This is a genomic window from Bacteroides helcogenes P 36-108 (genome assembly GCF_000186225.1).
GTDB classification, from domain to species: domain Bacteria; phylum Bacteroidota; class Bacteroidia; order Bacteroidales; family Bacteroidaceae; genus Bacteroides; species Bacteroides helcogenes.
The window spans coordinates 3,025,233-3,038,483 of record NC_014933.1 but is presented as its reverse complement, the minus strand read 5'-3'; the positions used below and the strand labels follow the sequence as shown (position 1 = coordinate 3,038,483).

9 protein-coding genes and 1 tRNA gene are annotated in these 13,251 nt (G+C 47.0%); 7 read left to right on the top strand and 3 right to left on the bottom strand.

Annotated elements, in window-relative coordinates:
* Positions 1-162 precede the first annotated feature (162 nt).
* The 7 genes from BACHE_RS12440 to BACHE_RS12410 all read left to right on the top strand — a co-directional run bounded on the left by BACHE_RS12440 (position 163) and on the right by BACHE_RS12410 (position 6,167).
* Positions 163-236 (top strand) — tRNA-Asp (locus BACHE_RS12440).
* Between the two features lie 86 nt (positions 237-322).
* On the top strand, positions 323-1,528 hold the full coding sequence (locus BACHE_RS12435; RefSeq protein WP_041579826.1) for a sugar MFS transporter: 1,206 nt from the start codon (positions 323-325) through the stop codon (positions 1,526-1,528).
* 152 nt (positions 1,529-1,680) lie between these two features.
* Positions 1,681-2,076: a hypothetical protein gene (locus tag BACHE_RS12430; protein WP_013548068.1), complete on the top strand. Its 396-nt coding sequence runs from the start codon at positions 1,681-1,683 to the stop codon at positions 2,074-2,076.
* Positions 2,077-2,078: 2 nt separating this feature from the next.
* Entirely contained in the window at positions 2,079-3,368 is a 1,290-nt protein-coding gene (locus BACHE_RS12425) for a DUF3440 domain-containing protein (protein ID WP_013548067.1), read from the top strand.
* Positions 3,365-3,901 carry an IbrB-like domain-containing protein gene (locus tag BACHE_RS12420; RefSeq protein WP_013548066.1) on the top strand — a complete coding sequence of 179 codons (537 nt, stop codon included), beginning with the start codon at positions 3,365-3,367 and terminating at the stop codon, positions 3,899-3,901. Before BACHE_RS12425 ends, BACHE_RS12420 begins: the two co-directional genes overlap by 4 nt.
* A gap of 164 nt (positions 3,902-4,065) precedes the next feature.
* Positions 4,066-5,001 (top strand): UDP-glucuronic acid decarboxylase family protein, encoded by a 936-nt coding sequence (locus BACHE_RS12415; protein ID WP_013548065.1) that lies wholly within the window; start codon positions 4,066-4,068, stop codon positions 4,999-5,001.
* Positions 5,002-5,039: 38 nt separating this feature from the next.
* Positions 5,040-6,167 (top strand): hybrid sensor histidine kinase/response regulator, encoded by a 1,128-nt coding sequence (locus BACHE_RS12410; protein ID WP_013548064.1) that lies wholly within the window; start codon positions 5,040-5,042, stop codon positions 6,165-6,167.
* A 147-nt stretch (positions 6,168-6,314) separates the two neighbouring features.
* Here BACHE_RS12410 and BACHE_RS12405 read toward each other — a convergent pair whose 3' ends face one another.
* The 3 genes from BACHE_RS12405 to BACHE_RS12395 all read right to left on the bottom strand — a co-directional run bounded on the left by BACHE_RS12405 (position 6,315) and on the right by BACHE_RS12395 (position 13,029).
* Positions 6,315-9,284, bottom strand: a complete 2,970-nt coding sequence (locus tag BACHE_RS12405) for a PD-(D/E)XK nuclease family protein (protein WP_013548063.1) — start codon at positions 9,282-9,284, stop codon at positions 6,315-6,317.
* Between the two features lie 26 nt (positions 9,285-9,310).
* Positions 9,311-9,565 (bottom strand): hypothetical protein, encoded by a 255-nt coding sequence (locus BACHE_RS12400; RefSeq protein WP_013548062.1) that lies wholly within the window; start codon positions 9,563-9,565, stop codon positions 9,311-9,313.
* A 149-nt stretch (positions 9,566-9,714) separates the two neighbouring features.
* On the bottom strand, positions 9,715-13,029 hold the full coding sequence (locus BACHE_RS12395; protein ID WP_013548061.1) for a UvrD-helicase domain-containing protein: 3,315 nt from the start codon (positions 13,027-13,029) through the stop codon (positions 9,715-9,717).
* Positions 13,030-13,251 lie beyond the last annotated feature (222 nt).

Sequence of the window (13,251 nt, the reverse complement as noted above, 5' to 3'; positions counted from 1 at the left end):
GGTTTCTGTTTTTTTACTCTCTGCAAAGGTAACATAAATCTCTTATAATCAATCTGTGTTAAAAAAAAGATGTTTTTTTTCTTATTTGCTATTGCAGTTTTAAAAAAAATATCTACCTTTGCAACCGCAATCGAGAGAGACAGCTACAGAAAATGAAATTATGGTGCGTTAGTTCAGTTGGTTAGAATACATGCCTGTCACGCATGGGGTCACGGGTTCGAGTCCCGTACGCACCGCAGAGGGAGTAACTTTTGTTATTCCCTTTTTTGTTATATATTCTCTCAATGTATTTTAATGAGATTTCAAAACTATTTAAAATATGATGAAACAGAAACAAATACCATTGGTTGGTAAACAATACATTGTCCCTTTTATATTGGTTACCTCTCTTTTTTTTCTTTGGGGATTTGCCCACGCTATTCTGAATGTGCTGAACAAGCATTTTCAGGAATTGCTTGATATATCAAAAACACATTCAGCATTTATTCAGGTGATGATGTATATGGGATATTTCGTCATGGCTATACCTGCAGGTTTATTTATCAGTCGTTTTGGCTATCGCAAAGGAGTAGTTTTCGGATTATCGCTTTATGGAGTTGGGGCATTGCTGTTTATTCCCGGACAAAATTGTTTGTCGTTCAACCTTTTTTTGTTTGCATTATTTGTAATCGGGTGTGGGCTGACATTTCTTGAAACAGCGGCAAATCCTTATGCCACGGAGTTGGGAGCAAAAGAAACTGCTGCCAGTCGTCTGAATTTTGCACAATCTTTCAATGGATTGGGCTGTATCTGTGCCCCGGTTCTTGCCGGGCTTCTTCTTTTCTCAAAAGACGGACAGATAGGGACGGGAAATGTAGCATTGCCCTATATCTGCATGGGGATTGTTGTTTTATCGGTTGCTGTGGTCTTTTATAAAATAAGATTGCCGGAGATAGTTCATCATGCGGAAGTGGATGAGCAAGGTAATAGAATAGGACTATGGTCGCACAAATTGTTTGTTTTTGGTTTGATCGCTTTGTTTGCTTATGAGGTAGGAGAGATTTCCATCAACAGTTTTTTTATCAATTATGTGGTGGAACAGAATTGGATGAATGCTCGCAGTGCTTCATTTGTACTTTCTTTTGGCGGATTGGGGCTGTTCATGTTGGGACGTTTTATCGGTAGCTGGATTATGAGACGCGTCCGTGCGGAGAAAATGTTGTTGATTTGTGCCACCGGAACCGTGATAACAACTTTATTGGTTATATTTGATATAGGAGTTGTTTCATTAGCAGCACTCTTGTGTGGCTATATTTTCGAGGCGATTATGTTTCCTACTATTTTTGCTCTTTCTTTGAGAGACTTGGGAGGTCATACGAAACGGGCATCTTCTTTTTTAATGATGTCTCCGGTAGGTGGCGTGGTGGGACCGCTGTTGATGGGGATCATTGCTGACCGTTCAACAATGGTAATGGCATTTATCGTTCCCCTAATAGCTTACTGTGTGGTATGGAGCTATGCTCGGAAAATGATGTCTGTGCAGATCTGACACAATGACTTTCTATATTTCAAATTGAAGGATTTCAATTATTTATTAATATTTTATATAATCTTGCTTTATTCTTAAATCTATTTAAAAGGTGAATATTTACATCTAATAAACCTTTATATTTAAGACCTAATTCTTAAAACGGACACAGAATGATACAAATTATTCAATTACATGGAACGGACAAGCGGCTATACCAGCTTGTAGCCCCGTTAGTGATGAATCCGGAGGTATTGAAGCAGAATTATAACTATCCTTTTCGTACATCGGAAGATTATGTCTGGTTTATAGCTCTGGATGCAAAAATGGTTGTGGGATTTATTCCTGTGGAATACAAGAAGCACGAATGTGTGATTAATAACTATTATATTAGAGATAAACAAAATGAAGTCCTGAAACAATTATTGGAAAAAATAGTTGCTGAAGTGGATGAGGAGAAGGAGTTTGTCGCCGTCAGTTTTCTTGAGGACAGAGACGTTTTTAGCGGGATGGGATTTGCGGAAGAAAAAGTTTGGACCCGTTATGTGAAAATGAAAAAGGCCAGATGAGTATGAGTACACCTAAAAATGTATATGAGCTTGCATTGGAGCGTTTGGAGATTATTTTTAAGGAATTTGATACGATATGTGTCTCTTTTTCTGGTGGTAAAGATAGCGGTGTACTTCTGAATTTATGTATTGACTATATCCGGTGCAATCGTTTGGACAGGAAACTATGTGTATTTCATATGGATTATGAGATACAGTACAGCGTGACTATCGACTACGTGGACCGCATTTTGGAGGCTAACAAAGACATTTTGGAAGTATATCGTGTCTGTGTGCCTTTTCGCGTGACGACCTGTACTTCGATGTACCAGAGTTACTGGCGTCCGTGGCAAGATGATTTGAAAGATATCTGGGTGAGACAGATGCCCAAGAATTGTCTGACTAAAGAAGCTTTTTCATTCTATACTCCTGAGATGTGGGACTATGAGTTCCAGATGCATTTTGCCAAGTGGCTGCATCTGAAGAAGGACAGTGTCCGTTCCTGTTTCTTGATAGGAATACGTACACAGGAGAGTTTCAACCGATGGCGCAGTATCCATTTGAATCGTAAATATCAGATGTATCATAATTATCGGTGGACTTCTAAAATAGGAAACGATATTTTCAATGCTTATCCTATTTTTGACTGGAAAACTACGGATGTCTGGACAGCTAATGGCAAATTTGGATTCGATTATAATCATCTGTATGATTTGTATTACAAGGCGGGGGTCAATATTGAACGTCAACGCGTGGCGAGTCCTTTCCTTTGTGAAGCCCAGGAGAGTCTTCGCCTTTATCGTGCCATCGATCCGAATACGTGGGGAAAGATGATAGGGCGTGTAAACGGGGTGAATTTTACTGGGATTTATGGAGGTACGCGTGCCATGGGATGGCAAAGTGTACGTCTGCCTGCAGGATATACATGGAAAGGTTTCATGCAATTTCTGCTTTCCACTCTGCCAGTAGAGGCCCGAAGAAACTACCTTAATAAGCTGACAGTAAGTATTGAGTTTTGGCGTACAAAAGGAGGATGTCTCAGCGACGAGACTATTCAGAAGTTGATAAATGCAGGTGTTTCTCTTGAAGTGATGAACTCGACCAACTACAAAACCCATAAAAAACCGGTTCGCATGGATTATTTGGATGATATCGATATTGCAGAGTTTCGGGAAATTCCTACTTACAAACGGATGTGCATTTGTATCCTCAAGAATGACCATGCTTGCAAGTATATGGGCTTTGCCTTGAATAAGGAAGAAGCGTATAAACGGGATAAAATAATGGAACAATTCAAAAATATGATGCTATGAGTGTAGATAAAAGTCCGGTATATAGCGTGAAAGCAATTCCTGTAGATAAAATACAGGCTAATGATTACAACCCTAATGTAGTGGCTCCGCCTGAAATGAAGTTACTGGAGCTTTCTATCTGGGAAGATGGTTTCACGATGCCATGTGTGTGCTATTATGACAGAGAAACGGATGGATATATCCTGGTGGACGGATTTCATCGCTATCAAGTATTGAAAACTTCTAAAAGAATCTATCAGAGGGAGAATGGTTTGCTTCCCGTAGTTGTGATTGACAAAGAACTATCCAACCGTATGGCATCCACTATCAGGCATAACCGTGCACGTGGAACACATAATATAGAATTAATGTGTAATATTGTTGCGGAACTGGATCGTGCCGGCATGTCTGATGAATGGATTATGAAAAATATTGGTATGGATAGGGATGAGGTGCTCCGCTTAAAACAAGTTTCTGGACTTGCGGATTTGTTTGCGAACCAGGCTTTCAGTGTTCCTGATAAAGCGGAAGAATATATTCCTGATGATAAATAAACACGTTTAAGGATGGTTGATTCCATCCTTTTCTTTTTATACTCATTAACGCGGGAAATATTTCTTCACAAACTTGCATAATTTATTCAAATCGCCTACATTTGTCAGCATAAAAATGTAGCAAACAAGTTGTACATGTCTTTAGACACTATAAAATAGATTGCATGAAGAAAATTCTGGTTAGCGGAGGTGCCGGCTTTATAGGCTCTCATCTTTGTACACGGTTAATGAAAGATGGACATCAGGTAATTTGTCTGGATAATCTATTCACCGGTTCTGAAGAAAATATTGCCCATTTAAAAGGTAATCCTCTTTTTGAATTTGTGCATCATGATGTAGAATATCCTTATAGTGCGGATGTTGACGAAATTTACAATTTGGCTTGTCCTGCTTCTCCCATCCATTATCAATACGATGCCATAAAAACGATAAAGACTTCTGTGCTGGGAGCCATCAATATGTTGGAACTGGCCAAAAAGGTAAAAGCCAAGATATTGCAGGCATCGACAAGTGAGGTCTATGGTGATCCGGTTGTTCATCCTCAGGTGGAAAACTATTGGGGAAATGTGAATCCGGTAGGCATCCGTTCTTGTTATGATGAAGGGAAACGTTGTGCGGAGACTTTGTTTATGGATTATCATCGACAGAACGGAGTACGGATTAAGATTATACGTATATTCAATACTTACGGTCCTCGGATGTTGCCTAATGATGGAAGAGTGGTGTCAAACTTTGTTGTTCAGGCATTGCAGAATCAAGGCATTACAATCTATGGTTCGGGTAACCAGACTCGTAGTTTTCAGTATGTGGACGATTTGATAGAAGGCATGATTCGAATGATGGATACGGAAGATGATTTTATCGGTCCCGTAAATTTGGGAAATCCTCATGAATTCTCTATCCTGGAGTTGGCGGAAAAAGTGGTGAAACTTACGAATTCGAAGTCGGAACTTGTATTCAAACCTTTGCCGCACGATGATCCTCGGCAACGTAAGCCCGACATCACGCTGGCAAGGGAAAAGTTAAATTGGAAGCCTACCACTGAATTGGAAGATGGTTTGCGCCGTATTATAGAGTATTTCAAGGAACGTGGTTCCTAATTAATTATATTTGATAACGGGAAAAACAGTATAGAAAGATGAACATGGAAATAAATCCTTCCGAGTACAAGATTCTCATCGTGGACGATGTGATGTCAAATGTTTTATTGTTGAAGGTACTCTTGACGAACGAGAAGTTTGCAATCGCTACTGCAAGTAACGGACGGCAAGCGATGGAACAGGTGGATAAGGAAAATCCGGATTTGATATTGCTTGATGTGATGATGCCGGACTTAAGTGGTTTCGAGGTGGCCCAACATCTGAAGGCGAATCCTAAAACGGCAGATATTCCAATCATCTTTCTGACTGCACTGAACAGTACAGCCGATATTGTGAAGGGATTTCAGGTCGGTGGCAATGATTTTATCTCCAAGCCTTTTAATAAAGAAGAGCTGATTATCCGTGTTACCCATCAGATTTCTTTGGTTGCCGCCAAACGTCTCATCCTGAGTAAAACGGAAGAGTTGCAACGCACAATTGCTGGGCGTGACAAGTTGTATTCCGTCATCGCTCACGATTTACGCTCTCCGATGGGCTCTATCAAAATGGTACTGAATATGTTGATATTGAATCTGCCGGTTGAAAAGATTGGTGATGAAATGTACGAGTTGCTCACTATGGCCAACCAGACGACGGAAGATGTTTTCTCTTTGCTGGATAATTTGCTGAAGTGGACAAAAAGTCAGATAGGTAAGTTGAATGTTGTCTTTCAGGATGTCAATCTTGTGGAGGTAGTGGATGGTGTGACTGAGATATATGATATGGTGGCAGGTCTGAAGAAAATTACTATCCGTACGGACAAGCCTGCAAAGATGTATGTCAAAGGAGACATCGATATGCTGAAGACGGTAATCCGTAACTTGTTGAGCAATGCTATCAAATTCAGCAGGGAAGATTCGGAGGTATTGCTGAGTATGGAGGAGTCGGACGGAATGGCGGTTATCAGTGTGCATGATCATGGCTGTGGTATCAGTGAAGAAGGGCAGAAGAAGCTGTTGCATACCGACACTCATTTCAGTACATTCGGTACGAACAACGAAGAAGGTTCAGGATTGGGTTTACTCTTGTGCCAGGATTTTGTAAAGAAGAATGGTGGAAAATTGTGGTTCACTTCCAGAGAAGGAGAAGGTTCCGTATTCAGTTTTTCTGTTCCGTTGAAGAAGTGACCGTTGTTTTTCTCAGGAGGTAGAAGAAATAGTTTAAACGATAAAAAGAGAGGCAGGTTACATATCTGTCGAGGTCGGGAGGCACAAAATGCCTCCTGATTTTTTTTGTAATCCGCACCTGCCTAAAATCAGGAAGGATGCTTCTCATCATCGTTTGCACAGGCTGCGAAAGTCGCAAAACTCACATTGTTTTGTATCTTCCGTTTGGTCAAAGGGTGTTTCCCGACTATATATTTCCCGCAGGAGTGTCTGCAGCCTTTCGCGGAACTCGTCTTCATGGAGAGCGAAGTTGCTGATAGGAATTTTGGGCTGGCGGGGCGCTCCCATCTCAATGACGGGGGAGTAACTTTCGGATGCTGCCTTGTGGATGTAGAGCAGGGCGGGTGCTACTTTCAACGGTTGCTTACGGCACATGATGGCAGCGTACAGAAATGTCTGGAAAATATAGTTCGGACGGCTGGTGGAGGGGGTGAAAAGTTGCTCTATATTTTCGGGAATCTTGGGGACGCCTCCGGTTTTGTAATCCACAATGCGCAAGGTATCTCCTTTGCTGTCCATGCGGTCTATGGTTCCTCCTATTTTGAGGAGTAGCTTTCCCAAGGGGGTGTCTGTTTCTATGGTCTCATCCACCGGCTTCTCCATCGCCTCCATGTTGAAGGGAGCATATTGCAGGTCGTTGCGCAGGAGTTGGCGTAGATAGGAGGCTATGACTTTGGAGTGGATGAGTTGAGTGCCGTTGTATTCCGGTTGCTCGGTGGAAGGAACGTGGAAAAACTCTTTCTTGAAGGCATTGTCCACATAGGACTGAAGCCGCGTGTCATTCTTCAACAGGGCTTCCAGGGCTTCCTTCCGTATTTCCTTGCCATGGGTCGTGAGGGCTTCATACGCCAACTGGGCCGAGTAATGGAAGATGGTTCCGAAAAGGGCGGAATCGATCTCGGCGCTGACTTCATTGGGAGCCTTGAGCTGGGCTATGTAGCGGTAGTAGAACTTTAGGCGGCAGTCCAGATAGGCGTTGAGGGCAGAGGGAGAGAACAGTGCTTTGGAGTTACGGCGGATGTCGTAGGTGCGGTACATCCGTTCCAGTATTTCCGGGGTTTTGTCTATACGGATTTCGCGGGTGGATTGGGGTGATTGTCCGGCTTCGAGGTATCGCAGTGAGATGTCGTGCGGGGATTCTATGAGGAATTGTAGCATGAAGCGTGACATCTCGCCGCGGTTCATCCCATCGGAGGCGGTGCTATACAGCAGGGTGATGTTTTCTGCCCGCTGCACAAGGCGGTAGAAGTAGTAGGCATAGACCGCATTCTTGTGTTCGATGGTGGTCATGCCGAAGGCTCGGCGCAGGTTGTAGGGGATGAATGAGGCTTCGCCACCGGCTTTGGGCAATTGTCCTTCGTTGAGCGAGAGTATGATGAGGTTGCGGAAGTCGAGGTTGCGGGTTTCGAGCACACCCATTACCTGCATTCCGATGGCGGGTTCGCCATGGAAGGGGATGTTTGCGGAGGTGAGCAACCGTCCGAGCAGCCGCTTCAGAGTGTCTGTCCGCAGACCGTTCAGTTCTTCGGTTTCGATGAGGTTGAGGAGGCGGTTGGCAATGGTGTAGCTTTTGAACAGGGATTCGCGGTACAGTTGGTTGAAGATGTCATCCGAGTCGTCTTTGCGACGGTAAATCACGGTTACTTCACGAAGGAGGTCGGTGAGGTAGAGGCAGAGGGCGGATATACTGCTTTGTGGAGTGAAGACCCGGGTGAGAAAAGTGTCTTGCCGGAGTTCTGAGGGGAGAGGGTAGAAGCGGTTGTTTTGTGTCAGTTGTCTTTCCAGAGTCTCGGCAAGTGGAGAGAGTAGGCGAGTGTAGGGATGCTTCAATACGGCGAGCACGGCTTCGTAGGTGTAGCGTCCTGTGTCGCTTCGATAGCCGGTGGTTTGCAATTCCATCAGGGAGTTGATGAAGCTGTACACGGGAGTCTGCACTAAGGGGAAGCCCATGGTGATGTTGACGTTCTTCACCGTGGGGGGGATGGAATGGAGTACGGGCAGCAGCAGGGATTCGTTGCAGAGTACAACGGCGTTTTCCTTTTCTTTTGTAATCCCGTCGTTTGCGGCTGCTTTGGTTCTTAGTGTGTCGTCGGTTCCGTCTTTCCGTTCTCTGCTCGTGGCCTCTTCGGCTCTTTGTGTGCCTGTTGTTTCCCTTATCCACTGCGGGAGGTGGCGTGCCTGCGCGTTTTCGGTGGGTGCGGAGATGAAGGTCACTTGCTTGGGGAGGCGTAAGGTATCGAAGGCTGTTTCGGGCAGTTGGTTGGGGAAGAGTTTGAGGTTGCGGAGTATGAATTCGCCTGCTTCGTGGTTGTAGGGTGGTGTTTGTTGGTGGGGCATACGGGTATAGAAAGTGTCGTAATCCCAGTAGAACATGGCTTTTCCGGCATCTTGCAGGCGGAGGAAGAAGTGGGTTTCCACTTTGTTCAGCACATTGAAGCCTACAAAGACGTAGCGGTCGTAGCGTAGCTGGTCGGTGTCGAGTTGCTCGATGACGTTGCGGTAGAGCATGCCTTCGTAGGCTATGCCCAGACGTGTGAGGTTTTCGCGGTATCGGTGGTAGATGTCTCCCAGTTTGTCCCATAGGGAGATGAAGCGGGCTTTCAGTTCCGTGCGTTTTTCTATGGAGAAGTTAAGGAAGAACTGTCGGATGGCTTCTTCTTGTTCGGGGTCCAGAAAGTCTTGGTCGTCCATGATGTCCTTCAGGTCGCGGAGGTTGGCAAAGAGGCGTGCGGCATCGACGAGATTCTTGTCGGCATCGTCGAAGTCGCTTATCAGCAGTTCGCCCCAAAAGTAGAAGTCGTCAAGGGTTTCTTCGCTGCGGGTTTCTTGGCGGAATACTTTGTAGAGTTCGCACGTCAGGCGTATGGGGTCTCCCTGCTTCAAGGGCGAAAGGCGGCGGAAGAGTTCGCTGATACTGACATAGGCGGGTGACCACAGGGGGCGGGTGGATTCTGCTGCCAGATATTCGTTGAAGAAGAGACTGGCGCGTTTGTTGGGGAATACGATGGCGGTGCGCGAGAGGTCGTCTCCTATTTTGGAGTGGAGGTCGTGGGCTACAAGTTGCAGGAATGGGGTCATGGTGGTTGGGGTATGTGTTTTTAAATTTATTGGGCTTCCACAGCGAGTGGCGTATTGGTGGTGTATTCTGCCGCTTGCTTCATGGGATTGGGGTTCGTGGTGTATTGGCTGACGATACGTACGAGGTATTGCCTCGGTTTGAGATCGCGTGGGGCAAGGTCTATGAGGTCGTTTAGGTCGCGGGTTTCGGGCGACAGAAGCCGGGGATAGACCGCTTCTTTCTGTCCGTTGTAGTTGGAGTGTGTCAGGTGCACTTTCCATTTTGCTCTTTTCTTGCTCATCGTTCTATGCTGTTATTAGTTTATATCTTTACAAAGATAAACAATTATCCTGATAAAGATATAAAATTATCTTATGAGGGATATTTCTTTATCCTGTGAAAGATATTTTCTTATCCTGTACAGGATATGTGCTACGTGCGGGGGGGCTGTCACACCGCTGCACGCACTTCTTCCACGCTTCCTTCTTCCACGTACCACAGATAGCCCCTGATCTTTTGGGGGGCGTAGCCCATGCATGCCAGCAGTTGCATATATCCTTGCACCTGCTTGTTGTACTTCTTGTCGGGTTTGCCGAACTTGAAGTCCACCACCACGGTTTCTCCGTCCTTCATCATCACGCGGTCGGGGCGTCGGGTGCGCAGTTCTCCTTCTTCCTGCCAGATGATGTCGCATTCGTTGAAGAGCTGCCATGAGCCTGAGTACCAGTCTTTGACCATGGGCTGCGTGAAGGCTCGGCGGGTAAGTTCTCTTATCTGCTGTTCGGTTTCGGTGTGCCCGATGATGCCTTCGAATACGAGCCGGCTGATGGCGTCGTCGATGTCGGCCTCCGTTTCGATGTCGGAGAAGAGGGTGTGCAGCAGGCGTCCGCGGTTGATGAAGCGTTGGTCGGACTGTTCCTCGTCCACTCCCGCTATGAAGTCCGCCGAACGGTTGGACTGGCGGAACTCGATGTCGTGCAGCATGCTTTCCATGTGTACGGGCAGCTTCGCCGGCTTTTGTGTCAGCTTGTTGATGAAGGTGGGGGAGGCGGTGGCTGGAGCTTTTGTGGCCGAAGGGCAGGGCTGTCCATCTTCATAGACGGACTGTTCTTCGTTCCAGCCACCGGTTCCCGTGTGGGCCATTTGTGGCAAGGTGTGGGCCAGCAGTTCCGCCATTGTGCCTTTTTGGTCTTTCTTGCTCCAGAGAATGAGGTTTTTTCCGGCGCGGGTAAGGGCCACGTAAAGCAGGTTGAGGTTGTCCACCCAGAGTTGCAGCCGTTCGCGCAAGTAGTCTTCTTGATAAACGGACTCTGCCATGGTGGCCGAATAGCTGACGGGAATCAGGTTGATGGCATTGTAGGGTGCTTCGGGGGCGGTGCACCACACGAGTTGGTTGTTCGTTTCGTTTTCCAGCTTCCAGTCGCAGAAGGGCACGAGTACCGTGTGGAACTCCAGTCCTTTGGACTTGTGAATGGACAGAATGCGGATTCCGTCCGTCTCGCCGCCGGGTATGGTTTTGGCGCAGAGGGTTTCTTCCCAGAAGCGTATGAAGCTGTCCGGTTCGGAAGAGTTGTTCTGGAGGTATTCCGTCACGGCATCGAAGAAGGAGAACAGGTAGGCGTCTTGCTTTTCGACGCGGCTCATTCCGAATATGCCGAACAGTTCTTCTAAGAGCTCATATAGGGGCATCAGGCGTAGTGTCTCCATGCGTGAAGTGAATGCTGGTGGCAACATCTCGTCGGATAGGATGGCTTGGGGCTGCATTGCTTCGGCCGGCGTGGCCTGGGGGGAGAATATCGTCTGATAGCCGACGATGAGCGAGGCTTTGGCTATTATGTTCTCTGGATTGGACAGGTAGCGGAGGGCGTCCATCAGCATGCATACGGCTTGCGAGGCGTCCAATCGGAATGCTTCGTCGGAAACTACCGCCAACCGCAGTTCTTTGTCGAAGTAGTCGGCAATTGGGGGGATGTTCTTGTTTTTACGCACCAGGATTGTGATGTCGTCAGGCCGCACGCCTGCGTCCAGCAGCTCTCGCACTTGCTTGCCCATGGCCGCGAGTGTTTGCTCGGTATAGTTGTGTTCTTCATCCGGACTGAGGAAGGAGGCTTTGATGTAGCCGCGCTCTTTGGTTTTGGGCGATTCTTGCGCCACGTCGGCATAAGCGCGTTTCAGGGGATAGCATTCCTTTTTCAGCTCATCAAGGTACAGCGTGTTGAGGTAATTGGCGGCCAAGGTGAATAGCGCGTTGTTAAAGCGGATGATGCGGGTTTCGCTTCGCCTGTTTGTCTTCAGGGTTTCTACGCGGACGGGGAAGTGGCTCGGCAGTCCGCCGTTCTTCATTGCCTGCCCGTAGCCCGGCGTTGTCTCGTCGTCATTTCCCAGACTGTTCAGTATGCCCCAGTCACCGTTGCGCCATCGGTAGATGGATTGCTTCACGTCACCCACAATCAGGCTGTCGGCCCCCTGCGATAGCCCTTCGAGCAGCAGCAGGCGGAAGTTGTCCCATTGCATGCGGCTGGTGTCCTGAAACTCGTCGATCATCACATTGCGTATGTTGGCTCCTATCTTCTCGAACACGAAAGAAGAGTCCCCTTCACGCACCAGTTTATGTAGCAAGGCGCTGGTGTCTGAAAGGAGGAAGCGGTTGTGCTCTCTGTTCAGCGTGCGCACTTCCTCGTCTATGTGATTGAGAAGTCGCAGCTTGTTCAGGTGCTGCAAGGAAAGGCGGCAACTGTTCAGGGTGCGGCTCTTCTGCGGACGCAGTCTTTCTGCGTCTTGCAGGAGGGGGAGAAGGCTGGTCTCGGCCAGACGGACGATATCATCCCGGCGTCGGGATGTCTTTGTGGCCCAGTTTTTGGCATCCGCCAGACTGTTTTGCAGGGTGACGGTGATGACATCTTTGTCCGTCAGTTTGCCGTCGCGCAGCTTGCGGAAATAGCTGCCTATGCCTCGTGTACCTCCTTTCAAGTCTTCGGGGGTGAGGTTATGTCCTTCAAGCTCTCCTTCAAACTGGTCATAGAAGGCTTTCATCTGCTCCAGCGCTTCGGTTTCCATGTCGCGCAACACTTCCCGGTAAAGCTTCAGAGCGTCGGGATCACGAAGGCATTGGCGCAGTTTCTCGCCCCGTTCCATATAACTTTCATCAAAGATATTACGTCCGAATCCTTTTACTTCGTTGGAGACATTCCAGCGTTTATCATCGGCAATACGCTCGTTGATATACTCCAGCAGCCACGCTAATACGGGCGAGGTGGCAGTCAGCTTTTCGATGAGGCTGTCTACCGCATCACTTAAAACCTCCGTATTATTGAGTTCGATATTCAGGTTCGGACTAAGCTCCAGTTCTCTGGCCAAATTGCGCATGACAGACTGAAAAAAAGAGTCGATGGTTTCTACGCGGAAGCGGCTGTAATCATGCAGCATATATTGCAAAGCCATTCCGGCGCGCTTCCTCAGTTCCTCGTCTTCGCTTCCTGCCGTGAAGGGCGAGATGACTTCAGTCTCCGACAGGTTGTCTTTTCTTTTTCCCAGATCTTCCTTGATGCGCGACAGATAGGCATCGGAAGCCGGATCGCCTTTCCAGATGCCGTAAAGTTGTTGGAGAATACGTTCTTTCATTTCGGCCGTGGCCTTGTTGGTGAAGGTCACGGCAAGAATCTGTCGGTAAGCATGCGGGTTCTGTATCAAATGTTTGATGTACTCCACAGCCAGTGTAAAGGTCTTGCCGGAGCCGGCGGAAGCTTTATATACTAATAGTTCCATAAAGAAAGGGGTTCATGTTCAAGGTACAAAGATAGTGAAAACCAAGAGTATAATAAAATGAACTTGTTCCTTTTTTTATGTTGGAGCGCAGCCTTTCTTCGCTTTTCGGACGAAGAGGGTGCAAGCCGGAAGGAGTATAGAATAAGTCTGCTTGTTTTATTGCTTGAGGTGCTGATCTGAAAAAAATCGAGGGGATGTACCGAAACTCCCCTCGATGCAAGA

What these genes read in the sequence shown, in the direction of transcription:
- BACHE_RS12400 (WP_013548062.1), bottom strand. Translation starts at nt 9,565, where the DNA reads ATGAGCAAGAAAAGAGCAAAATGGAAAGTGCACCTGACACACTCCAAC.
- BACHE_RS12410 (WP_013548064.1), top strand. Translation starts at nt 5,040, where the DNA reads ATGAACATGGAAATAAATCCTTCCGAGTACAAGATTCTCATCGTGGAC.
- BACHE_RS12430 (WP_013548068.1), top strand. Translation starts at nt 1,681, where the DNA reads ATGATACAAATTATTCAATTACATGGAACGGACAAGCGGCTATACCAG.
- BACHE_RS12425 (WP_013548067.1), top strand. Translation starts at nt 2,079, where the DNA reads ATGAGTACACCTAAAAATGTATATGAGCTTGCATTGGAGCGTTTGGAG.
- BACHE_RS12420 (WP_013548066.1), top strand. Translation starts at nt 3,365, where the DNA reads ATGAGTGTAGATAAAAGTCCGGTATATAGCGTGAAAGCAATTCCTGTA.
- BACHE_RS12435 (WP_041579826.1), top strand. Translation starts at nt 323, where the DNA reads ATGAAACAGAAACAAATACCATTGGTTGGTAAACAATACATTGTCCCT.
- BACHE_RS12395 (WP_013548061.1), bottom strand. Translation starts at nt 13,029, where the DNA reads ATGGAACTATTAGTATATAAAGCTTCCGCCGGCTCCGGCAAGACCTTT.
- BACHE_RS12415 (WP_013548065.1), top strand. Translation starts at nt 4,066, where the DNA reads ATGAAGAAAATTCTGGTTAGCGGAGGTGCCGGCTTTATAGGCTCTCAT.
- BACHE_RS12405 (WP_013548063.1), bottom strand. Translation starts at nt 9,284, where the DNA reads ATGACCCCATTCCTGCAACTTGTAGCCCACGACCTCCACTCCAAAATA.